Annotated in this window: 20 protein-coding genes; 5 read left to right on the forward strand and 15 right to left on the reverse strand. The window is 69.1% G+C overall.

Annotated features, from left to right (window positions below):
- Positions 1–54 precede the first annotated feature (54 nt).
- A complete protein-coding gene (locus ACZ45C_RS13715; protein ID WP_460561002.1) occupies positions 55–1227 on the forward strand; it encodes a tubulin/FtsZ family protein in 1173 nt (390 codons plus the stop codon).
- Positions 1228–1278: 51 nt separating this feature from the next.
- Entirely contained in the window at positions 1279–2748 is a 1470-nt protein-coding gene (locus ACZ45C_RS13720) for a tubulin/FtsZ family protein (RefSeq protein WP_460561000.1), read from the forward strand.
- A gap of 64 nt (positions 2749–2812) precedes the next feature.
- On the opposite strand, the gene ACZ45C_RS13725 is transcribed toward ACZ45C_RS13720, so the two are convergent.
- Positions 2813–5290, reverse strand: coding sequence for an efflux RND transporter permease subunit (locus ACZ45C_RS13725; protein WP_460560998.1), 2478 nt, complete (start codon positions 5288–5290; stop codon positions 2813–2815).
- A gap of 3 nt (positions 5291–5293) precedes the next feature.
- Positions 5294–6925: a COG1361 S-layer family protein gene (locus tag ACZ45C_RS13730; RefSeq protein ID WP_460560996.1), complete on the reverse strand. Its 1632-nt coding sequence runs from the start codon at positions 6923–6925 to the stop codon at positions 5294–5296.
- Between the two features lie 240 nt (positions 6926–7165).
- Here ACZ45C_RS13730 and ACZ45C_RS13735 point away from each other — a divergent pair, with 240 nt between their 5' ends.
- Complete coding sequence (locus ACZ45C_RS13735; protein ID WP_460560994.1) at positions 7166–7831, forward strand: TetR/AcrR family transcriptional regulator; 666 nt, start codon at positions 7166–7168, stop codon at positions 7829–7831.
- 33 nt (positions 7832–7864) lie between these two features.
- Here the strand turns inward: ACZ45C_RS13735 and ACZ45C_RS13740 are convergent, their stop codons facing one another.
- From ACZ45C_RS13740 to ACZ45C_RS13770, 7 genes are all read right to left on the reverse strand, one after another.
- The gene (locus ACZ45C_RS13740) at positions 7865–9061 is read right to left on the reverse strand and encodes a S24/S26 family peptidase (protein WP_460560992.1); all 1197 of its coding nucleotides are present in this window, start codon (positions 9059–9061) and stop codon (positions 7865–7867) included.
- Positions 9062–9148: 87 nt separating this feature from the next.
- Positions 9149–9619, reverse strand: coding sequence for a Rieske (2Fe-2S) protein (locus tag ACZ45C_RS13745; RefSeq protein WP_460560990.1), 471 nt, complete (start codon positions 9617–9619; stop codon positions 9149–9151).
- A 94-nt stretch (positions 9620–9713) separates the two neighbouring features.
- The gene (locus tag ACZ45C_RS13750) at positions 9714–10313 is read right to left on the reverse strand and encodes a DUF5789 family protein (protein WP_460560988.1); all 600 of its coding nucleotides are present in this window, start codon (positions 10311–10313) and stop codon (positions 9714–9716) included.
- Positions 10314–10399: 86 nt separating this feature from the next.
- A complete protein-coding gene (locus ACZ45C_RS13755) occupies positions 10400–11308 on the reverse strand; it encodes an aminotransferase class IV (protein WP_460560986.1) in 909 nt (302 codons plus the stop codon).
- Complete coding sequence (locus ACZ45C_RS13760) at positions 11301–12026, reverse strand: anthranilate synthase component II (RefSeq protein WP_460560984.1); 726 nt, start codon at positions 12024–12026, stop codon at positions 11301–11303. The genes ACZ45C_RS13755 and ACZ45C_RS13760 overlap by 8 nt, the downstream gene beginning before the upstream one ends.
- Complete coding sequence (locus tag ACZ45C_RS13765) at positions 12019–13683, reverse strand: anthranilate synthase component I family protein (RefSeq protein WP_460560982.1); 1665 nt, start codon at positions 13681–13683, stop codon at positions 12019–12021. Before ACZ45C_RS13765 ends, ACZ45C_RS13760 begins: the two co-directional genes overlap by 8 nt.
- A 112-nt stretch (positions 13684–13795) precedes the next feature.
- Positions 13796–14323, reverse strand: a complete 528-nt coding sequence (locus ACZ45C_RS13770; RefSeq protein ID WP_460560980.1) for a helix-hairpin-helix domain-containing protein — start codon at positions 14321–14323, stop codon at positions 13796–13798.
- Positions 14324–14497: 174 nt separating this feature from the next.
- On the opposite strand from ACZ45C_RS13770, the gene ACZ45C_RS13775 reads away from it, so the two are divergent.
- The gene (locus tag ACZ45C_RS13775; protein WP_460560978.1) at positions 14498–14956 is read left to right on the forward strand and encodes a transporter; all 459 of its coding nucleotides are present in this window, start codon (positions 14498–14500) and stop codon (positions 14954–14956) included.
- 43 nt (positions 14957–14999) lie between these two features.
- On the opposite strand, the gene ACZ45C_RS13780 is transcribed toward ACZ45C_RS13775, so the two are convergent.
- The 3 genes from ACZ45C_RS13780 to sppA all read right to left on the reverse strand — a co-directional run bounded on the left by ACZ45C_RS13780 (position 15000) and on the right by sppA (position 18049).
- Positions 15000–15824, reverse strand: a complete 825-nt coding sequence (locus tag ACZ45C_RS13780; protein ID WP_460560976.1) for a shikimate dehydrogenase — start codon at positions 15822–15824, stop codon at positions 15000–15002.
- A gap of 86 nt (positions 15825–15910) precedes the next feature.
- Positions 15911–17035, reverse strand: coding sequence for a DUF373 family protein (locus tag ACZ45C_RS13785; RefSeq protein WP_460560974.1), 1125 nt, complete (start codon positions 17033–17035; stop codon positions 15911–15913).
- A 78-nt stretch (positions 17036–17113) separates the two neighbouring features.
- Entirely contained in the window at positions 17114–18049 is a 936-nt protein-coding gene (gene sppA / locus ACZ45C_RS13790) for a signal peptide peptidase SppA (RefSeq protein WP_460560971.1), read from the reverse strand.
- Between the two features lie 235 nt (positions 18050–18284).
- On the opposite strand from sppA, the gene ACZ45C_RS13795 reads away from it, so the two are divergent.
- Positions 18285–19814, forward strand: coding sequence for a uracil-xanthine permease family protein (locus ACZ45C_RS13795; RefSeq protein WP_460560969.1), 1530 nt, complete (start codon positions 18285–18287; stop codon positions 19812–19814).
- Between the two features lie 165 nt (positions 19815–19979).
- Here ACZ45C_RS13795 and ACZ45C_RS13800 read toward each other — a convergent pair whose 3' ends face one another.
- From ACZ45C_RS13800 to mfnA, 3 genes are all read right to left on the reverse strand, one after another.
- A complete protein-coding gene (locus ACZ45C_RS13800) occupies positions 19980–20903 on the reverse strand; it encodes a coiled-coil protein (protein ID WP_460560967.1) in 924 nt (307 codons plus the stop codon).
- A gap of 265 nt (positions 20904–21168) precedes the next feature.
- The gene (locus tag ACZ45C_RS13805) at positions 21169–21861 is read right to left on the reverse strand and encodes a 2,5-diamino-6-(ribosylamino)-4(3H)-pyrimidinone 5'-phosphate reductase (RefSeq protein ID WP_460560965.1); all 693 of its coding nucleotides are present in this window, start codon (positions 21859–21861) and stop codon (positions 21169–21171) included.
- Positions 21862–22097: 236 nt separating this feature from the next.
- Positions 22098–23165 carry a tyrosine decarboxylase MfnA gene (gene mfnA / locus ACZ45C_RS13810; protein WP_460560963.1) on the reverse strand — a complete coding sequence of 356 codons (1068 nt, stop codon included), beginning with the start codon at positions 23163–23165 and terminating at the stop codon, positions 22098–22100.
- Between the last annotated feature and the right edge of the window lie 61 nt (positions 23166–23226).

The following is a 23226-nucleotide window of genomic DNA, read 5'->3' on the forward strand; positions in this document are numbered from 1 at the left end:
CGGACGACAGCCGCGCTCGCACCGCTCCGTCGACGGAACACTGAGGGTCGGTCGATGAAACTCGCGACCATCGGCGTCGGAAACGCCGGCAGCAAGCTCATCGACCAGATGATCGAGTTCGAGGTCGAGACCGGCCGAGATCTCTGTCGACACGCCCTCGTCATCAACACGGCCCGGACCGACCTCGCCAAGCCCGAGAACATCCCCGACGACCGCCGCGTCCTCATCGGCGACACCCATCGCAAGGCCCGCGGTCACGGCGTCGGCGGCGACGCGGAGATCGGGGCGGAAGTCGCCAAGACCGACATCGACGAGATCCGTCGGGTCTTCGACGACATCGAGATTCACGAGGTCGACGCGGTGCTCGTCGCGGCCGGCCTCGGCGGCGGGACGGGCAGCGGAGCCGCCCCGGTCGTGATCGACGAGCTCCAGAAGATGTACGACGAGCCGATCTACGGGCTCGGCGTGCTTCCCGGTCAGTACGAGGGTGGCCGGCCGGCGCTCAACGCCGCCCGCTCGCTGCAGTCGTTCGTCACCAAGGTCGACAACTTCATCGCGTTCGACAACGACGCGTGGCGCTCGCGCGGCCAGACGATAGAGCAGGGCTACGCCGAGATGAACCGCGAGCTGGCGACGCGGATCGTCACGCTGCTCGCGGCCGGCGAGGTCGACGAGTCCGACGTCGGCGAGAACGCCATGGACTCCAGCGACATCATGCGCACCCTCGACGTCGGCGGCGTCTCCTCGATCGGCTACGCGTCAACCGACCTCGACGTCCCCAAGGAGGGACTCCTCTCGAAGTTCAACGACGCCGAGGAGCCGCAGGCGGAGTCGACCGACGCGGCCAAGATCAAGGGGCTCGTCCGCCGGGCCGTCAACTCCCGACTGACCGTCCCCTGTGACGTGTCGAGCGCGGACCGCGCGCTGATCGTCTTCGCCGGGCCGCCGGACGTCATCTCGCGGAAGGGCGTCGAGTCCGCCCGCGAGTGGTTAGAGAACGAGGCCGACACCGTCGACGTGCTCGCCGGCGACGACCCGCGTCCGAACTCGTCGACGCTCGCGGCGGTCGTCCTGCTCTCGAACGTCACGGAGACGCCTCGGATCGACGAGATCCAGAATCAGGCCGTCGACGCCCAGAACAAGATCCGTGAGCTGGACGAGGTCCGCGACGAGGAGATCGAGTCGCTGATCACCGACGACAACAATGACCTCGACCCGATCGTCTGACGATCGGAACCGACGGACAGAACGATCGCGGCGGTCGATCGCGAGGCGCGCATGAAACTCGCACTGATCGGCGTCGGCGACGCGGGTACGCGGATCGTCGACCGGCTGGTCAGCGCGGAGGCCGAGACGGGCCGATGGTTCACCGAGGGGAACGTCCTCGCGTTCAACACCGCGGCGCGCGCGTTCGACGAGACCGAGTCGATCCCCGATGAGCGACAGGTCCTGATCGGCGACACGCACCCCGCGGTCACCCAGCGCGTCGCGACCGACGCGGACGAGGCAGACGACGTGGCGGGCGACAGCGCGGGCGGCGGCAGCGCGGACTCACACGGACCGACCGCGGACGGCTCTGCCGCCGCGCGGGCCGGGGTCGGCGGCGATCCGGATATCGGTGCCGAGGTCGCCAGAGCGGATCTCCCGGAGATCCGCCGCGCGCTGGATCGGATCGACGAGACGGAGGTGGCGGCGACGATGGTCGTCGCCGGGCTCGGCGGCGGAACGGGCTCCGGCGTCGGGAGCGTGCTCGTCGAGGAACTGCAGGCGGTCCACGAGAGTCCGGTGTACGCGCTCGGCGTGCTTCCGGCGTCGAGCGAGTCGGACCGGCGGGCGCTGACCGCCGCCCGCGGGATCCGAACGCTCGTCCCGCTCGCCGACGCCGTCTTCCCGGTCGACAACGAGGCGTGGCGGCGCGGCGAAGAGATCGGGACGGACCGCTACGACGCGATTAACGACGCGATCGCGACGCGGATCGTGGGGCTGTTCGGTGCCGGCGAGCGCGACCCGACGTCGCCGTCCGAGATGCGGATCGACCCCGCCGACATCCGACGGACGCTCGAAGTCGGCGGCATCGCCTCGATCGGCCGCGCGACGGTCACCATCGAGACCGACTCGTCCGGGTGGGTCGACCGCCTGCTTCGGCTCCTCGGGCTCGCGGACGACGCCCGCGGAGGTCGAGAGACCGACGCGGCGACGGTCAAGCGACTCGTCCGGCAGGCGCTCAGCTCCGAGTTGACGCTGCCCTGTGATATCTCTTCGACCGACCGCGCGCTGTTGATCCTCTCGGGACCGCCCTCGGATATTTCTCGGAAGGGCTTCGAGACGGGGCGGTACCTCCTCGAAGAGGAGACTGGAACCGTGGAGGTTCTCGCCGGCGACGAGCCGCTCCCCGGCGCCTCGACGATCACCGCGACGGTGCTGTTCGCGAACGTGACCGCGGTCCCGCGGATCGAGGAGCTGCAGGCGCGGGCGACGGAAGCGGCCGCGTTCGAGCCTGACGGCGGCGATAGAGACGCCGCAGATGGCGACGGCGAGGATAGCGAGACCACGGTCACCGACACCGACGGCGGGACCGCCATCGACACCGACGGCGCGACTGACGCCGGCGAATCCGAAACCGGCGACGACACCACTGACGCGGCCGAACGCGAGGCAGTCGACGACGCGAGCGACGCCGTCACGGCCGGCGATCACGAGTTCGAGTTCGCTGACGACCCGGCAGGCGACGGCGACGCGGCGGAGTGAGAATCGCTCGGATCCGCCGTGAGACGCACCCGCGCGCATAGCGGTGGTGCGGAGCCGCCGCGCGTCACCCCGTCGCGGCCAGCGTGAAGTCGTCCCACGCGCCGTGGTAGCGCTCCCACAGCAGTACCGCGGGTGGGAGGGCGACGACGGTGAACACGAACGAGTACACCACACTGAGCGCCATCAGCATGCCGAAGTCGCCGAGGACCGGCGTGATGGCGAGCGCGAGCGCGCCCGTCCCGAGCGAGGTCGTGAGCATGCTCCCGAGCAGGGCACCGCCCGTCCCCGAGAGCGTGATGACCATCGACTCGTAGGCGTCCGCGCCCGCGTTGAACTCGTCGATGAACCGGTGGGTCGCGTGCACCGAGTAGGCGATCCCGAGCCCGATCGAAATGGAGAGGATCGTCGCCGTCAGCGCGTTCAGCGACATGTCGAGGTACCGCATCGTTCCGAGTAGGAACGCGATCGCGATCAGGATCGGGAAGAGGTTCACGATCCCGAGGAGGGGCTTGCCCTCCAAGACGGCGTACGCGATGATGAGGAACACACCCGTCAGCGCCATCGCGAGGATCAGCCCCTGAATCGCGGAGTTGAAGATGATGTCCGTCACCGCGTCGAAGACGACGATCTGTCCGGTCGCGGTCGTCTCGAACCGGAAGTCCTCCGCGAACGCCCGGGTGTCGACCGCGGCCTCGGCCTGTGACGCACTCGAGTCGATCGCGTAGTCGACCTGCGCGCTCCGCCTGTCAGGCGTGAGGTACTGCTCGGCACGGTCGCCGGACGACGAGGCGAACAGCGCGTCGTAGATCCGGGCGAGGTTGCGGTCGGGGATCCCGTCACCGTCGACGTCGTTGCGGGCGACCAGCGCGGCGAACTCGGGATCCTGATCGGCGTGCGACTGCATCACGGTCACGATGCTTGTCGGTTGAGCGCTCCCGCCGTCGCCGACCGCGAGCGACCCCGGCGGATCGTCGTTCGGGTCCGCGAGCGCCTCCAGTGCGTGGCCCTCCTCGAAGTTCCCTTCGACGTACAACTTCACCGACTGGTCCTGGTTGGTCGAGAAGCGGTCTTCGAGGAGGTTCAGCGTCTCGGTGACGGTGTACTCGCTCGGCGCGAACGGCTCTGGGAGCCCGGTCACGTAGTCCGGCTGTTCTTCCGGCGGGAGGAAGTCCTCCGTCTCGAAGGAGGTGTCGACGCCGCTGCCGTACGCGGCCGCCATCCCGCCCGTCACGAGCAACACGACGACGAACGCGATCGGCGCGTACCGGCTGACCTGCGCCGGGAACGACAGGAGTTTCCCGAGCGTCGAGTCTTCGGAGGAGATCGGCGCGGAGTTGAACTCGGGGACCCCGTACCGCTCCCGCAGTCTGTCGACCTCCAGCTTCGCTGCCGGGAGGAACAGCCCGAAGATCAGGAAGGTGAAGACGATCCCGATCCCCGAGGCGATTCCCATGTTCCGAATCGGTCCGAGATCGGAGATGACGTTCGCGCCGAAGCCGAACACGGTCGTCACGGTGACGATGATAAAGGCGATCATCAGCTGGTTGTTCGCCTCGCGCATCGCCTCCGTGGCCTCGTAGCCGTCGACGACCTCCTCGCGGTAGCGGTTGATGATGTGGATCCCGAAGTCGACCCCGACCGCGAGCAGCAACACGGGGACCGCGATGAGCTGCTGGCTGAACGGGATCCCGGAGAAGCCGAGGAATCCGAACGTCCAGATGACGGTCATCAGAAGCGACAGCAGACCCAAGGCGAGATCGATCGGGTCGCGGTAGGCGACGACCAGGAACAACAGCAACAACAGCACGACGACGGGCATCACGATGGTGAGCGAATCGCCGATGACGTTGGCCGTCTCGGCGTTCGTGATCCCCGTTCCGAACGCCGTTATCTCGCCGGGCTGGTCCGCCGCGATGGACCGGATCGTCGTCTGGACGTCTTGGAGGTCGCCGGAGGAGAACCCGGCGGGCACGTCGTGTGTGACGACGGTGATCGACGCCGAGGCGCTCGCGCTCGTCGGATTGAAATCGGTCGCGAGCGTCCCCGTGAACTGCGGGTTTTCCGAGAGGTCGCGAACAATCTGCCGGACGCGGGTCGCGCTCGTCGACTCGATCGCGCGCCGCTGTTCGGCCGCCGTGCTTGCCGACGGATCGATCCGCTGAGCGACGACTGTCGCCGGGCCGTTCGTCGAGGCGACGCGGAGGTCGTCTCGCGACTCGACCTCCTCTAGGACCCGGAGGTCCCTGAGGAGCGCCTCCTTCGTCAGGACGTTACCTCCCGAGTGGATGAGCTGTGTGGACTCGCTCTCCGGTTCGAACGGGTCTTCGAACTCCTGGTTGACCGCGTCGAGCGCCTCCTGTTCGTCGAGGCCCTCGGTGAACGAGTCGGTCGCCTCGGTGTCCGTGCTGACGAGTCCCATCCCGCCGGCGAACACCAGCGTGAGCACGAGGAACACGACGATGACTCGGCGCGGGCTGTCGACGATGGCGTCGTTGAGCCGCCGCGTCCACGCCTCAGTCCGCTCGCCGAGCGACCGCGACATCGGTTACTGCCGCCTCCGGTAGACGACGAGCGCCCCCGTCCCGACGACGAGGAGCGCGACGACGATGACCGGCAGCGGCAGTCCGCCCTCCTCGCTCTCGGTCACGTCGATCGGGACGCGGTAGGTGTCGGTGAGCTGGCTGTCACCGTCGGCGTCGTCGTACCGGAAGTCAAGCGAGATGGGGTAGGTGCTCCCCGCGGTCGCGGAGCCCGTGGTTGTCAGCTCGAAGGTCATCGTCGTGGTCTCGCCGGGATCGAGCGACTGGACGTACCCCGTGTCAGTGTTTCCGGTGTCGAGCGGGTCGTCGGCGAACAGGCGGGCCTCCACGTCGCTCGCGGGTTCGTCGAGGTTGTTCGTCACCGCGACGTCGACGGTACGGGTCCCGCCGGACTGGATGGTGCGGTTCTCGATCGCGACGTCGAACCGGTCTCGCTCGGGGGCGACTTCGGCGTCGACGACGAGCTCCTCGAAGGCCCGAGACTCGCCCTCGTCGTTCCGGTACTGGACCGCCATGTCGAGCGAGCGTAGGCCGGCCTCGGCCTCGCCGCCGATCGCGATCGGCAGCGAGAAGTTGGCGGACTCGCCGGGGTCGAGCGTCCCCACGGCGGTCGACCGCTCCGCCGGGATCACGCTCTGGTCGTCGCCGGCGTACCGCACGACGACGTTTTCGGACGGCACGGGACCGTCGTTGCGCACGGTGCCGACGAGGTCGCCGTCCTCGGCGACGCGCAGGTTCGACTCCACGTCAGTGAGCGCGAACTCCTGTTCTGCGAGGGGGAGGACGCCGATCGAGAGCCCCTCGTCGGTCCGAGAGATGCCGTCGGGGTCCTCGAACGCGACGGAGCCCGAAAGGGTGTACTGCTGGACCGGGAGATCCGACGCGACGCCGACGTCGTAGGCGACGGTCGCCGTCTCGCCGGGATCGAGTTCCGGCACGCGAACCGTGTCGGACTGCCCGTCGCTCACGGTGACGCTGTTGCTCTGCGTGCTGAAGGTCACGTCGGCGTTGCGGGCCGCCTCCGCGCCGACGTTCTCGATCGTCGCTTCGACGGTGCCGGAGTCGCCGACCTGCGTGTCGCTCTCGACGCCGACGACTTGGAAGCGAGCGTCCTCGCGGACGCGGAGTTCGACCTGTCGAGAGACCGTGACGGTGCGGTCCTCACCGGAGGAAATGTACGAGTAGGTGAGGTCGAGATCGAGCGTGTAGGTGCCCGGATCGACATCGTCGGGCACGTTGACGCTCACCGGGACCGATCCCGGCGCGGTCGTCGTCACGCCGCCGATGGCGGTCTCGCCGGACTCGACGGAGAGCGGACCGCTCGCCTCGGCGTCGACCCGAACGTTTCGTGCGGTGGTGACGGTGTCGGCCGCCGAGGGGTCGCCGAACCGGAGGTTGCCGTCGTTGGCGATCGTCAGGTCGACCTGATTCGTCTGGCCGGGAACGAGGTTCGGGTTCGAGACGAAGACGTCGAGGTCGGGTGACCCGCCGACGTTCGAGGTCTGTGCGGGCGCGGTGCCGGGGACGCTCGACGCGGAATCGGTTCCGGCCAACTCCGCGCCGACGGCACCCGCGCCGACGCCGCTCGCGAGCAGCAGGACGCTCACGACGAGCGCGGACAGGGTTCGCGTCCGCATGCGTTACCGCGCCTCTGACGCCGCGGCGTCCGCGGTCGACACCGCGCTGACGGAGGCCGCGTTCCGCGGTTGGAGGAGTGACGGATCGGGACTGTTCGGGGCGGAGAAACTAGCTCGGTGCACGACCGACAGTTGGTTCACGAATCAATAAATATTTCGTTCGTGAAATCACATGGACGGTATGGAGCCGAGAGATCGAGAGTTCGAAGAAGGCCAGTGGTCGGCGTTCGGGGGCGTGCAGTGACGCGGTTCTCCGAGGAGGACCGCGAGCGCATCCGCGCGGATCTGATCGAGGCGGGTCACGACCTGTTCGCGAGGTACGGGTTCGACCGCACGCGCGTGAGCGACGTGACGGACGCGGCCGGCATCGGGACGAGCACGTTCTACCAGTTCTTCGACTCGAAGGAGGCGCTGTACCTCGCGGTGCTGATCGCCGAGCGCGAGCGCCTGTTCGAGACGCTGGAGGCCGAGGTCGACGCCGCGGAGACGCCGCGGGAGGAAGCCGAGACGATCCTGCGGACGACGCTCGGGCAGGTTCGGTCGAACCCCCTCATCCGGCGGCTGTTCGTCGACGGCGAGATCCGACGGATCGACGAGCAGTTGAACGGGACGAGCTACGACGACGCTCGCGGTGCCGACGGCGACGTGGCGACGGGAGGATGCGGCGGCGGAGAGAGCGACGGCGGCGAACACACCGCCTTCGATCGGGTGTTACCGCAGCCTGACGAGTGGGTCGAACGGGGCGAGACTCGGATCGACGACCCGGAAGTCATCCGCGGGCTCGTTCGGTCGCTGCTCTTCGTCACGCAGGCGCGAGAGACCCCAGTCGTGCCGGCGGGGACGTACGACGAAGTCGAAGAGGCGCTGATCGAGACGGTCGTCGCGGGGCTGTTCGCGGACTCCTGAGCCGGCTCGGCAGAGAGCGGCTCGCGACCGCGGTCACAGCCACTTGCGGATCCGTCGTCGGACGCGGTCGGACAGGGCGACGTCGCGGTCGCGGTCGCGGAACCGGAACGGGTCGAGTCCGACGGCGGCGACGTAGACGGCCGTGACGACGACGACGATGACGGCGTTTATCCCCGCGACAGCGACGAACGGGTGTATCGCGTGGAGCGAGAGTATCACCGGTACCGGGAGGAACTGCACGTACTGCCACTCGCCGACGGACCTGACGTACGCGCCGGTCTCGTCGGGCGCGTGGAGCGTCACGGTCGACGAGGCGGTCTCACCGCGTTCTGCCACGAGCCCGGACCGGCTCACGTCGACGCCCGTGCTCGCCGCTTCGACGACCGCGATCCGGGGGACGAACCCGTCGTTCGTGAAGTTGTACGTGTACTCCACCGAGCCGCCCCGCTCGATGACGGTCGGGCTGCCGCTCGGAGTCTGTGAACTCACGATCGTGATGTCGTTCGTCCCGGACGGGACGACCATGCTCGCGGTCGCCGGAACGGTGATGAGAAGCAGGATGACGACGAGTACGAGGACCGCACTCGTCTCGCTCCGGCGGCTGCGCGACCGCTCCGAGCGGTCCGAGCGGTCCGCTCGCCCAGTCCGTCCGCCGCCGACCATCTCGGCGACGACGCTGTAGGCCAAGAGCAGCAGTCCGACGCCGACCATCGACGTTCCCGCGTCGCCGTCGGCCAGTCCCCCCAGTCCCGGCACGCCGCCGAGGGCCGACGCGGCGATCGAGAACGCCTCCTGCATCCCCAAGACGAGGAGACCGATCTTCGGTATCACCACCACCTCGCCGTCGAGTTGAAGCGCCACGGCGGCGATCTGTGACTCCTGTACCGGTGGCTCCGGACCGTCCTGATCGGTGAAGGGGTTCGCGTCGCCGCGGGTGACGTACCCCTCGTCGGTCTCACCGACGATCCGGTGGGTCGTCAGCCCGCCGCCCTGCAGCTCTCTGGCCTCGAACGTCACCACGTCGCCCTCGCCGACGTCGCCGGCGAGCGCCGGCGGGACCGCGACGAACCCGTCGCCAGGTGCCATGTTGGCCGGCTCGCCGTTCATGCTCCCCGTGAGCACGAACCCGAGGAGGATCGGCTGACCGAGCTGTTGGCCGATCAGCATGACGACGACGAGCCCGACGAGGAGGGCGGTCGCGCCGGATCCGGCGAGCGATCTGAGGTTCATCGGCAGGGGCTCTCTCGGTACCGCGTACGCTGCCCCCGGATAAATGCCGTTCGGCGGTACGCGCGCCGTTCGGCGACGGGGCGGCTGTCAGTTCCCGGTGAAGTCGATCCGCGAATCGCCGGCGTCGTCGTCGCGTCGGGCGGGACCGAGGCGGACGAACTCGTACGCGTCGTCGGCGAGGTACACCGCGTCGTCGGCGACGGTCACGTCGACCGTCTCGAGGACCGCACCTTCACAGGGGCCGAAATCGCAGTAGCCGGAGTCCGCCTCGAACGTCGCGCCGTGTTTCTGACAGTACACCTCGCCGTTGCGGACGAACGCGCCGTCGTCCTTGTCGAGGCGCACGTCGGTCCAGTGCTGACAGTAGTTCCGGAAGGCGGTCACCACGCCGGTCGCCCGCGTGAGGATCGCCTCGGCCTCCGGGCGACCGTCGTCGGACTCGCCCACGTCGCCCTCGCCGGGGTCGACCGCGCCGGCGTCGACGGGCCGGAGCGTCACGAGCAGCGTGCTCTCCTCTGGAACCTCCTCAACGGCGGCGATCCGGCGGTCCGCGTCCATACGCGTCCGTGGCCTGCTGCCCGCTTCAACGTTCCGCGTTCGTCGGTCGGGGACGGTGGGGCGTCGTCGCCGCGACTGATCCGATTCGGACGCCTCAGACGCCGAGCCACTCGTCATCGCGCACCTCATAGCCGTTCTCTCGGCAGTACTTCGCCGCGTGTCGGCGCACGTCTCGGGAGCCGGGAACCGTCTGTGTCTCGCGTATCTCGCCGACGACCCAGTCGGCGACGGCCCGAACGCCCTCCTCGTCGTCGAGTTCGTCAACGTCGCTCAGCGCGCGGAAGGTCCGCTCGAACGCCTCGTGCTGTGACCGGCCGAACTCCTCGTTCGGGAGGGTCTCCGCCGCCTCGACGACCCGTTTCATCGCGACCGCGACCGCGGGTCGCCGGACCCGCTCGCTGACGGCCGCGGGCGCGTCGAACGACTCCATGTCGGCGTCGGGGAGGAGGTCCGCGACGTCGTACACGCGGGCCCCGGATTCGAGTTCGCGGTTCCCGACCGCGGCGACGATCTCGCGGCCCGTCGCCGGGAACGTCAGGGGTTCGAGCGCCGCCTCGAACTCGTCGGCCTCGTCGGGGTCGATCGGCGGCTCGGTCTCGTCAGCGCGGTCCTGCGCCGCCTCCATGTCGCGCTCGCGCTGTCGCCGGTCCTCGTCTGCGGCCTGTTTCTCCCGTCCATCCTTGTCGTCTGCCATCCGTTACCTAGGTTCCCCGGCGGGATAACGGTGTGCCCGCTGGCGGCTTCCCGCGCGTCTGGGCCTCAGAGACGCGCCGCCGGGCCTCACAGCCGCTCGCCGTCGTAGTGCGCCTCCTCGATCCGCCGGTCGAACAGCCGCGAGAGGAGCGTCGTGACCGGGCCGGCGACCCCCTCGCCATCGCCGCCGACCGCGATTCCGTCGACAGTCGCGACCGGCCGGATCTCCCACGTCGAGTTCGTGAGAAAGGCCTCGTCGGCCTCGCGGACCGCGTCCGGCGCGTACGTCCCCTCCTCGACCGGGATCCCCTCCGACTCCGCGATATCGATCACGGTCGACCTGGTGACGCCCGGGAGGATCGGACCGTCGAGCGAGGGGGTCTTGAGGGCGGTCCCGTCCGCGAAAAAGAGGTTCGAGGTCGCGCCCTCCGCGACGTGACCGTCCGGATCGAGCATGAGCGCCTCGTCGGCGCCGGTCACGCGGAGTTCGAGCCGGGCGAGGATTCCGTTGAGGTAGTTGTGGGTCTTGGCGGCGGCGGGAACCGCGCGGTCCGCGGGCTTTCGCGTCTTCGTCGTCTGGAGCGCGGCCGGGCCGTCGTGGACCGGCCCGCCGCCCACGCCTCCGCGGGGGAGCGGCTTCGCGATCACGACGACGGTCGGGTCGACCTCGGGCTTCGGGTCGAGCGTGCCGGGCTGGACGCCCCGGGTGATCGAGAGCTTCACGTACGCGTCCGCGAGGTCGTTGGCCGCGAGCGTCTCGTCGATCCGGCGCTTCAGCTCCGCGTCGGCGATACCGTGGTCGAGGCCGAGCGTCTCGCAGGTGTCCGCGAGCCGATCCGCGTGAGCGTTCCACCGGAATACCTCCCCGCCGTAGGCGCGAAGCGTCTCGAAGGCGGCGTCGCCGTACGCGAACCCGCGATCTTCGACCGAGACGGTCGCCTCGCCGGCCGGAACGAGGTCGCCGGCGACGTGGTACCGCGGCGCGTCGTCAGGCACGGTCCGCACACACCTCCGCGAAGTTCCGGACCATCGCCGCGCCGCGCGGAGTCAAGATGCTCTCGGGGTGGAACTGGACGCCGACGTGCGGCTTCGTTCGATGGCGGACGCCCATCACGACCGACCGCTCGTCCTCGGTGCGCGCGGTCTCGACCAGTTCGTCCGGGAGGTCCTCGCGCGTGACGCAAAGCGAGTGATACCGCCCGACCCGGAGCCGATCGGAGAGGTCGGCGAACACGCCCGAGCCGTCGTGGGTGATCGTCGACGGCTTCCCGTGGACGACCTCGGGCGCGTGGCTGATCCGACTGCCGCCGCTCGCACACATCGCCTGGTGACCCAGACAGACGCCGAAGACGGGACGGTCCAGGTCGAACACGGCGGTCGAGACGCCGGCGTCGGCGGGGGTTCCCGGACCGGGCGAGACGACGACCCCGTCGGGGTCGATCTCGCGGATCCCCGCGAGGTCGATCGCGTCGTTCCGCCGCACCGTCACCGCGTCGGCGACCTCGCCCACGTACTGGACGAGATTGTACGCGAACGAGTCGTAGTTGTCGATCACGAGGATCCGCGCGTCGACCGCGCCGGTGCCCGCTTGCCAGCCCGGATCGGCGGTCGAGCCGGCTCCGGTCCGCCAACCGCTCCCGGCCTGCGAGCCATCTCCAGCCCGCCGGCTTCCAGCGGCGGCGTCGACGCTCTCCTCGCGTCGGAGATCAGTCATCCGTCACCTCCGGGCGCTCGACCGTCATCCCGCCGGCCGCGAGCGCCTCGTCCGTCGCGGTGACGAGCGCGCGCGCCTTCGCGAGTGTCTCGTCGTACTCGGCGTCCGGTTCGGAGTCGTGGACGACCCCCGCGCCGACGCGCAGGTGGTACTCGTCCGCATGCCGGACCAGCGTTCGTATCACGATGTTCAGGGCGGCGCGGCCGTCGAACCCCGCTGCGAGCATCGACCCCGTGTAGGGGCCGCGTCGAGTCGCCTCCAGCTCGTCGATGATCGCCATCGTCTTCGGCTTCGGCGCGCCGGTGATCGTCCCGCCGGGGAAACACGCGGCGACCGCGTCCGCGAGCCCCACGTCGGGCCGTGACTCGCCCTCGATCAGGCTCACGAGGTGCATCACCTCGCTGTAGCGGTCGACGCGGCGGTACTCCGTCACCCCGACCGTCCCGAACCGCGAGACCTTGCCGAGGTCGTTGCGTTCGAGGTCGACCAGCATGGCGTGTTCGGCGCGCTCTTTCGCGTCGTCGGTCAGCTCCGCCTCCAGCGCCGCGTCCGCCTCGGCCGTCTCGCCGCGCGGTCGCGTCCCCGCGATGGGCTCCGTGCGCAAGTGAGTGCCGCCGTGACCGCCCTCAGTATCGCGGTCGCCGGCGTCTCCATCGCCGCCGCTGCACCCGCTCGGGACGCGCTCCAACAGTAGTTCGGGGCTCGCGCTCACGAGGTCGACGCCGGTCCGCGCGTCGCCGCGGTCGACGCCCGAGAACTCGACCAGCCCCGAGTACGGTGCCGGATTGACCGTTCGGAGCGCGTCGTAGGCGGCCACCGGGTGGACCGCCGCGGGCGCGCGGAGGCGCTGGGAGACGTTGGCCTGAAACGTGTCGCCCGCTCGGATCGCCGCCTTCACCCGACGGACCGCGTCGGCGTACCCCTCACGGCCGGTGTCGCTCTCGAACGTCGCCGTCGCCGCGTCCGAGGCGGGTGCCGGCCCGACCGCCTCGTCGCCGGACTCGATTCGGTCGATCAGCGCGGTCGCTCGCGCCGTCGCCGCGTCGAACAGGGCGTCGAGCGCGTCCCGGTCGGCCTCGGCGTCGTCGAGATCGTCCGGAACGCGCGGGCACGCGGTCACGCGGAGCGTGACGGCCGACCCCTCGCCGCCCGTCGGACACTCCCACGCCGCCACGCGGTCGAATACGCCCACCTGAAGCCGCGGGAGTCCCCGGTCGTCGACAGCACCCGAGCCGTCGGACGACGCGGGAAACGACTCCAGCTCGCGCGCGACGTCGTAGGAGAGCCAGCCGAACGCACCGCAGGGATAAGGGACCTCGCAGCCGCCGCGCGCGAGCGTCTCGCCCTCGACTATCCCCTCCAGGGCCGCGAGCGTCGGCGACGGCCGGCGGTAGTCGCCGGTCGGAGACGCATTCGCGACGGCCGCGTCGGCCGAGACGGTGAGCCGCTCGACCGGGTCGACGCCGAAGTAGCCCCACCCGGACTGGCCGCCGGTGGTCTCATAGAAGAAGCCGCCCGGACCGTCGCGCGCGCGTCGATACGCGGCGAACGGGTCCGCGACGGCGACGCGGCACTCGACCGGAACCCGAGCGCCGGCGGGGGCCGCGGCGGCGACGACGCGGAATCGATCCCGGTCGGTGCGTACCGATCGCTGCATGGGAGACGGTTCGCGGGCGCGGAGGAAACAGTTGTGGTCCCGCCGGTCGGTGCTGGCTCACGGCGAGTGTCGCGCCCGGCCGGAGATCGGCCGCGAAGGCTGGAAATCCCCGTCAGAACTCGTTCGCCCGCTCTATCCACGTCGCGGCGCGCGTCTCGCCGACGCTCGTCCGGTCGGCGACGTCTGCGGCGTCTGCGGCCGCGAGTTCGTCGATCGTCTCGATGCCGATCTCCGCGAGCCGCTCGGCGTACGCCGGACCGATGCCGGTGATGTTCTCGACGCCCGGACCGACGTCGTCGCCGTCGACCGCGGTCTCCTCGTCGGAACTCTCCGCGGCCTCGGCCGGCTCCGCCGCCGCTTCCGAACCGGCGGTCGCGCCGTCCTCGTCGACCAGCGACTCGGTCGAGGCGGCGGCCTCGGTCTCGGCCGCGACCGGCTCGTCCTCCGCGTCGGAACCGTCGCCCGCGTCGTCCTCCGCCGGCCCGGCATCGGCGTCCTCGGACTGCGCGGGCGCCGTCTCGGCGCTGTCGGCTTCGGACTCCGGGTCGTGTTCGACCGTGACTTCGGCGTCCGTCTCGTCGCGTTCAGCGGAGGCGCTCCCGAACCCGAGCGTCTCTTTGATCTTCTGAAGTAGGGCCATCGAGCGCAGGTACGACCGTGAGGCAGTTAAAAGCACTCGACGTGAACCCCGTGGTGACGTGCCTGTCTCGTCGTGGAAACAGTTCGAAGCGGGACGGCGCCGGGTGGTCCTCGGAAGCCGGCGGGTCGCTCCGGTCCCGCCGATATATAAGTGCCCGCGGCGCGTTCGGTCGGTATGGACGCGCTCAATCCCGTCATGTGGTCGGTCCACGTGGGCTTCGCGGTCCTCTGGACCGGCAGCGTGTTGTTCGTGTCGCTCGCGGTGCTCCCGTCGGCGCTCCGCGGCGATATCGGCGGCGACGCGCTCGCCAGCATCGTCGGACGCCTCAGGTGGGTCACTCGGATCGGCGCGCTCGCGTTCCTCGCCACCGGCGGTCACATGGCCGGCACGCTGTACACGGTCGAATCGCTCACGGGGAGCGGTCGCGGGCACCTCGTGTTGACGATGCTCGCCCTCTGGTTCGTGATCACCGGCCTCGTCGAGGTCGCGAGCGGAAAGCTCCTCTCCGGCGTCGACGCCGGCAAGCTCCGCGAGCCCGCCCGCGACGCGAAGCCGTTCTTCTACGGGGCCGCCGGGCTCTCCGTCGCCCTCCTCGTCGTCGCCGGGCTGCTGGCGACGCCCGGGTTCGCCTAGTCGTCGCCGGTCGATCCGCGATACTTCCAGTGATCCCCTCCGTTCACTCCAGTTCGTCTCGCAGCGCCGCGTTCATCGCCTCGACGGGCGCGTCCGCGCCGGTCCAGATCTCGAACGCCTCGACGCCCTGAAACAGCAGCATCCACGCGCCGTCGATCGCCGTCGCGCCCGCCGCGGCCGCCTCCCGGAGCAGCCGCGTCTCGATCGGCGCGTACACCGCGTCGAGCACGGCCATGTCGTCGTGGAGGTGCTCTCCGGGCACCGGGGTCTCATCGGGCGACTCCATCCCGACGCTCGTCGCGTTGACGAGCACGTCCGCCGCCGCGACCCGTTCACCGAGGTCGTCGAGCCCGCCGCCGCTCGCGCCGTCGACCGCCGCCGCGAGCGACGCGGCGCGCTCCGCGGTTCGGTTCGCGACGTGTACCCGTGCGCCCGCGTCGGCCAGTGCGAACGCCGCGGCCCGCCCCGCGCCGCCGGCTCCCACGACGACCGCGGTCGCGCCGTCGAGCGACACGTCGTGACGGGCGAGCGCGCGTTTCACGCCCGCCGCGTCGGTGTTGTATCCGCGGGGACGGTCGGCGTCACCCTCGTGAACCGGAGAGAAATCCACCGTGTTGACCGCGCCGATCCGCTCGGCGAGCGGGTCCGCGTCGACCGCGTCCGCGACGTCGCGTTTGAACGGAATGGTGACGTTGAGCCCGGCGACGCCGAGGTCGGCCGCGCCCGCGACCGCCGCCGCTGCGGCGTCAGCGTCCGGTTCGAACGTCACGTAGCGCGCGTCGATGTCGAGCGCCTCGTAGCCGGCCTCGTGTAACGGCGGCGACAGCGAGTGGCCGACCGGATTCCCGATCAGTCCGTATACGTCCATGCGTTTTCACGCGACCGCGAGCGACAAAAGAAGCGCGGTCACGATCACGGAGGGCCCGCCCGCGTCACCGTGGAGTTCGACCGCGGTCACTTCCCGTCGCGGTCCGTGTCGATGACCTCTTCGAGCGTCTCCGTCCCCACGTCGCTCGCGACCTTGACGCCGACGAGCGAGACCACGATCCCGCCGACGATGAACGCCGCGAGTCGCTGAACCGGCGTCACGACGAACCACGCCGTCTCGAAGGGATCGAGGATCGCCTCCTGCGCGAGGAAGTAGCCCGCGAACCCGCGGACGACGAGCGCGACCGCAGCGATGACGAACGGGAGGTTGAGATACTGCGTGCGGATCCCCTCGTCGCGGATCAGTTCGTCGAGCAGCCGACCGACCGCCGCCGTCACGCCCGCGACCGCGATCCACGGGACCGAGGCGAACGCGAACTCCATCGCCCGCACGACGACGGGCTCCGCAGGGCCGAGGTCGGAGGCCGACAGCACGCCGAAGAACCCACCCACGAGCGCGAGCCCGGCGGCGACGACGTACGTCACGATCGACACCTGTCCGGCGTACAGCGCCTCGCGGATCCGCTCCGGTGCGCCGGCGACGAGCCGATCTATCGCGAGCCCCTTATACAGGAGCGCGGCACCGAGCAGCCCGGCGACGCCCGCGAGCGCCGTGCCGGCCGAGAACCGATAGAACAGCGCCGGTAACAGCAGGAGCGCGACGCCGAAGGGCACGAGCACCGTCGACCGGAGCTGTTCGTCGGCGAGGAACTGCTTGAGCAGGTAGTACGTCGACTCGATGTCGCGGGCCTGTCGGACGACGACGCGGTCGACGGAGTCGACGGGCATCCGGGACTCGACGATCGGAAGCACGCGCTCGTCCTCCGCGGAGTCGACGACGACGATCGCCGCGCGCGGATCGTACCGGTCCACGAGGTCGTCGAGCTGCGCGGCGAGAGAGCGGTCAGCGCCGACCGCGCTGTCGCTCTCGGCGGAGACGACCGCGACGACAGACTCCTCGCGCTCGTCGCGCAGGTCGCGGGCGACCCGAAGCGATTCGAGCAGGCAGTTGACGCTGGCGTCTTCCGGGTCGCTGAGGCCGGCGTCGGTGACGAGCGACCTGACGGCCTCCCAGCCGGCGACCGGCATGGGAACGTTCGTGGCCCGGCCGATCGCCCCCGAGCGATCGATACAGATGACCAGCGTCGTCACGTCTCGACACTCTATCCGCCCGAATAAAAAGCTCCCCGTCGCCGGGAGCGCGGAGGACCCGCACGCACGCGTGGTCGGCTAGCGCAGCTCGACGTCCACGTCGCCGCCCTCGTCCGTGAACACGCTCGCGACGCCGCTGCCGGCGGCGAACGCGACCCGCTCCGCGCCGAGTCCGAACCGCTCGGCGATCCCCCGGTCGGGTTCGAACTCGCGGATCTCGGGCTCCGTGCCGATCAGCGACTCGACCCGCGCCTCCACGTCGTCTTCCGTGCCGAGTTCGTCGACGAGTCCGATCTCCGCGGCGTCGCTGCCGAGGTACACGCGAGCTTCGGTCTCACGGATGTCTTCCGGATCCATGTCGCGCCCCTCGCTGACGGTCTCGACGAACTGCTCGTAGTAGCCGTCGATGATGCCCTGGAGGTACTCGCGCTCGTCGTCTTCGATCTCTCGCAGCGGGACGCCGGCGTCCTTGTACTCGCCGGCGGTGAACTGCTCGTAGGAGATGCCGAGCTTGTCGGCCAGCCCGGCCGCGTTCGGGCGCGAACCGACGACGCCGATGGAGCCGACGAGGCTCGCGTCGCGCGCCCACAGCTCGTCGCAGCCGCTCGCGATCCAGTAGCCGCCGGACGCACAGAGGTCGGTCGCGTACGCGATCGTCGGCCCGTCGAACGCGGCCGCGGCGCGCCGGATGTCGTCGCTCGGGAGCACCTCTCCGCCGGGCGTGTTGAGTTCGACGAGGAGTCCCTCCACGTGTTCGTCCTCGTCCGCCGCCTCGATCTGCTCGACCACGTCGTCCGCAGTCGCCCTGCCCGGCCCAGACAGCGGCGAGGGGCGGCCGCTGTCGCGGGCTATCGGCCCGGACACGGACACCTTCGCGACGTTGTACTCCGCCGCGTCGCCGAACCGACCGCGCGTGAGGCGAGCGAGGAGCCGCGTGCCGGCCACCGCCGCCGTCGCGCCCACCGCGGCGGCTGCGAGGAGATCCATCCCGTTCGAGCGAGGATCGCGTTCCATGCCTCCGATTAGGCGTGCGGCCGTTTATATATGCTGTCGGCGACGGCACCCGCACGTCGTCGGCGGCGCGTCGCGGGCCCGAACGTCGACGCGGCTCGTCTCGGTACGCAGACAGCCCATCGCTCGGTCGTTGCCTCGCTCGGCTGTCAGTCCGGTGCGGTGAGACCGTACGTCGCCTGCTGTCGCCCTTCAAAGGTTGCGTTTTTGTAGCCCTACAGTGATTGACGCCACAGGGATGGCAGGGAACGAGGACGACAGTACGTTCGTTCGGTACGGCATCGACGACAAACCACCGCTCGGGAAGTCACTCCTTCTCGGTGCCCAGCACTACCTCACGATGGTGGGCGCGAACATCGCCGTTCCCCTCATTCTCGCCGGCGCGATGGGAATGCCCGACGCGGTCATTCCCCGTTTCGTCGGCACGTTCTTCGTCGTGTCGGGGATCGCGACCCTCGCGCAGACGACATTCGGCAATCGGTACCCGATCGTACAGGGTGCACCATTCTCGATGCTCGCGCCCGCGCTCGCGGTCATCGGCGTCGTGACGGCGAACCCGCCGGAGGGTATCGTCGCCTGGCGGGCGGCGCTTCTCCAACTCCAAGGCGCGATCATCGTCGCCGCGCTCGCCGAGGTCGCGATCGGCTATCTCGGACTCGTCGGACGGCTGCGGAAATACCTCTCACCGGTCGTCATCGTGCCGGTCATCGTGCTCATCGGCCTGTCGCTGTTCAACGCGCCCGAGATCACCACGACCGATCAGAACTGGTGGCTCGTCGGTCTGACCCTGATCGCCATCGTGTTGTTTTCGCAGTACCTCGGAGGCAAATCGAAGATATTCCAGCTGTTTCCGGTCCTCCTCGGTATCGTCGCCGCGTGGACGCTCGCGGCGGCCCTGTCGGTCGTCGGCGTCTTCGGAGCAGACACGCCCGGCTACGTCGATCTGGCGAGCGTCGCCGCGGCCGAGCCGGTCCACCTCATCTATCCGCTTCAGTGGGGAACACCGAGCGTCACGCCCGCGTTCGTCATCGGAATGCTCGCCGGTGTGGCCGCCTCGATCGTCGAGTCGATCGGCGATTACCACGCCGTCGCCCGCCTCTCCGGCATGGGTGCCCCGAGCAGCGAACGGATGACCCACGGCATCGGCATGGAAGGGATCATGAACGTTTTCTCGGGAATCATGGGGACGGGCGGGTCGACCTCGTACTCGGAAAACATCGGTGCCATCGGTCTCACCGGCGTGGCCTCGCGCTACGTCGTCCAGATCGGTGCCGCGCTCATGATTCTCGTCGGCTTCGTCGGCTACTTCGGCCAGCTCGTCGCCACCATTCCGGGCCCGATAATCGGTGGTCTCTACATCGCCATGTTCGCCCAGATCGTCGGCGTCGGGCTCTCGAATCTCAAGTACGTCGACCTCGACTCGTCTCGTAACATCTTCATCATCGGCATCGCGCTCTTCTCCGGGCTGGCCATCCCGGAGTACATGCGGAGCGTCGGGAGCGCCGACGCGCTGCAGCAGGGACTTGTCGACACCGTCCTGTTCGGTCCCCTCCTCGGTGCCGACGTCGTCGCGAACACCATCTACGTCATCGGATCGACGGGCATGGCCGTCGGGGGGATCGTCGCGTTTTTCCTCGACAACTCGATCGCGGGGACGGCAGTGGAACGCGGACTCACCGCGTGGGAAGAGGCGGCCGAAGAGGATGCAGAGTTCACGTCCGCGTACGATCGCTTCGTTTCCGACGAGGAGACGACCCGCACCGACTGACCGACTCGTTTCCGGGACACTCACCGGCCGTTTCGAAGCGGACTCACCCGGGCTCACACGAGGGTCCGCTCGCAAACACGTATCCGGCGTGCCCGAACGTGACCGCGCGCGGAGCCGATGCTCGACGCGTGGAGAAAAAACCGCAGAAACGTCGGTTCGGCCGAACTACAGGAGGCCGGTCTTCTGGAGCTTCATCAGGTCCTCGGTGTCGAGCGTCTCGCCCTCCTTGAACTTCTGATAGATCTCCTCGGCCTCTTCTTTCTCCTCTTCGCGCTTCTCGGCGCGCTCGTCTTTGCGCTCGCGCTCCTCCTCTTTGTCGAGTTCGCGCAGACGCTTCTGGACGCGCACGAAGTCCTCGTGATGCTGGTCGGCCGCCTCCTGCGCCTCCACGAACAGCTCGTGCATCTCGTCGGCCTCGTCGCGGATGTCGTCGGCCTCGCGGTAGGCCTCGATCATCTGGTTGTGGTGCTCCTGGGCCTTGTCCGCGAGTTCCGTCACCTTCTGGTGGTGCTGGGACGCCTCCGAACGGACCTCTTCGGCCTCCTCGACGAGCTCGTCGAGCTCACTCGTGTCGTCGACCTTCTCCTTCTTATCGGCGAGCTTCTCGCGTTTCTCGTCGATCTTCTCGATGAGTTCGCGCTCGTCTTCGGCGTCGAGAACCTCCGTCTGCTGGCGGAATTCCAGGTCCTCGATCTCGGATTCGAGCTCCTCGATGGATTTGCCCGATCCGAGCTCCATGTCCTGTTTGAGTTCTTCGACCTCGTCGAACAGCTCGTTGGCTTCGGCGTTGAGCTCGTTGCGCTTGTCCTTGTGCTCTTGGACCTGCTCGTTGAGCTCGTCGCGCTTCTCGCGGTGTTCCTGGGCCTCGTCGACCTTCTCTCGCGTCTTCGCGTTCAGGTCGTCGCGCTTGGACGCGCGCTCGGAGGCCATCTGATTCAGCTCGTTACGTCGGTCTCGCAGCTGACCGGCGCGTTTGATGAGCTGACCCTTGGAGCCGTTCTCCAAGTCGTCTTCAGAAAGGTCCACGTTGTCCGCCTCGTCCATCGCCTCGATATCGTACTGTTCGATGACTTCGTCTTTCGTTACCATTTTTTATCTCTCCATCACCGCTCCGGGGATAGCGACCGCTCGCCGTCGTGTGTGGGGCCGTTCACAAGAGCTCCCGTTCATTTCAGCGTGCGATCCACCAGCGCCGGAGGCGTTCTGGTACCGAATAATACTGGCGGGTGATATATAAAGACTTCGGTGGTTCGAGTGCAAACCGGTAGCACGGACCGTGTACCGGCCGATCCGTGGCGAGCCATCACACACCACCGAACCGCGACGGCCGATCGCCGCGTCGGTCGGGGTCGCGCTACGAGGAGTCCGAACCGTCGGAGGCGACCTCATAGGAGAGCGCGATACCGTCGTCGAGCCGTTCCGTTCCGACGAGATCGAGGGTCGGGAACTCCTCGATGAACCCCGTCCCGTCTGCGAGCGTCGGCGCGTCGCGGCCGCCGATCACCATCGAGCCGACGTATACGTGGAGTTCGTCGACGAGTCCGGCCGCGAAACACGAGAAGATCACCTCGCCACCCCCCTCGACCATGAGCCGGTCGATTCCGCGGTCGGTGAGGGCGTCGAATCCCGATGCCAGATCGACCCGCTCTCCGTCGTTGCTCCCGACGACGATCACCTCCGCGCCGGCTTCCGCGAGCGCCTCCCGACGCTCCGCGGACGTTTCCGCCGAGACGAGCAGGTACGTCGTCGCCGCGTCGTCGAGGATCCGCGCATCGAGCGGCGTCCGCCCGCTCGAGTCGACGACGACCCGAGCGGGATGACCCGGTCGGCCGTTCCGCAGACGCTCGACCCGGCGGTCCTCCTCGTCGAGCGTGAGGTGCGGGTCGTCGGCGAGGACGGTCCCGACGCCGACGAGCACCGCGTCGGCCGCCGCCCGCACCCGATCGACGCGGTCGAAGTCCTCCTCCCCGGAGATCCGGAGCTGTTCTCTGTTTCGCGTCGCGAGCTTCCCGTCCACGCTCTGAGCGGCGTTGACGACGACGTGCATACCCGACCGTTACGCGCTCGTCGCATGATCGTTTCGGTCCGCCGCGTCGGGATTCCGTCGCGTCTCTCCTCCGAGCGTGCGACCGACCGTTGATATACGAATACGCCTCGATCGCCTCCATGACGTAACGCTCGTCCCGAGCCGGTCGAGACGGTCGCACGGCGAACCGCTCGGGGATCCGACCGCCGTCTGTTCGCCATTGCCGAAACCGCGAACCGCGAGTGGCGACGATCAGTTCACTCTCGTATCCGGTCGAGATCGGCGATGAACGCCCGGAGGCCGTCGCGAGTCACGTGGGGCATACACACGACGCGGAGCGCGCCGCTCGCCGTTCTCGCCACCTTCCATCCGGCCGAGCGCAGGGCGTCGAACTCGGATTCGGGAAGCGTCGCGGCCACGAGCGGGAGCGACGGCTCCACGACGTCGTACCCGCGATCGTCGAGCGCCGCGGCGAGCCACTCGGCGTTGTCGATGGCTCGCTCGACGGCGTCTCGGTAGCCGTCCGGCCACAACGCCTCCATCGCGGCGACCGCACCGGCGACGCCGGCTCCGCTCCGCGTGCCCGTCAGCGTCGCCTGCGAGCGCGTCTCGAGGTAGGGCGTATCGACCGCGAGCGCGTCCAGCGCCGCCGCATCTCGGGCGAGGAATCCGCCGGCCGGAACTGGCGCCTGACCGAACTTGTGCGGGTCGATCGTCAGCGTGTCCACCGCGGCGTCACCGAACGACCACTCACGGTCGGTGAAGGGGAGGACGAAGCCCCCCCACGCGGCGTCGACGTGCATCAGCGCGCCGGCGTCGTGAGCGATGTCGGTCAGCGCCGCGATCGGGTCGACGCGACCGTACTCCGTGCTGCCCGCGACCCCGACGACCAGCGCCGTCGACGCGTCGACCGCCGCAGCGGCGGCGTCGGTCCGCGTTCGGTGGTCTGCATCTACGGGGACCGTCCGGAGTTCGACCCCGAGCAGCTCTGCGGCCTTGTGAAACGAGAAGTGACCGCTCTCGGGAACGACGACGTTCACGTCGGTCGCGTCGTGTCGGTTCCGTGCCGAGCGGACGGCCTGAACGTTCGCCTCCGTTCCACCCGAGGTCACGTAGCCAGCGGCGTCGGTCGGGGTAGGGTGGTCTGCGAGCGTCGCCAACAGTTCGACCGCACGCTCTTCCAGCGACGCGACCGCCTCGTACGTGGCTGGGTCCCCCGGGTTCGTGGCGAGGAAGCGTTCGGCCGCCTCCCGTGCCGCCGGATGCGGCTCCGTGCACATCGAAGAGAGCACCCGGTCGAACGACTGCGGCTCGGGCTGCTGCATTCGGAAATAAGTTGTCGCGGAGGCTCTTACTCGTTCCGCTCTGTGAGCACCCTACTTCTCG

The sequence above is a fragment of the Halorubrum pallidum genome, assembly GCF_055380345.1.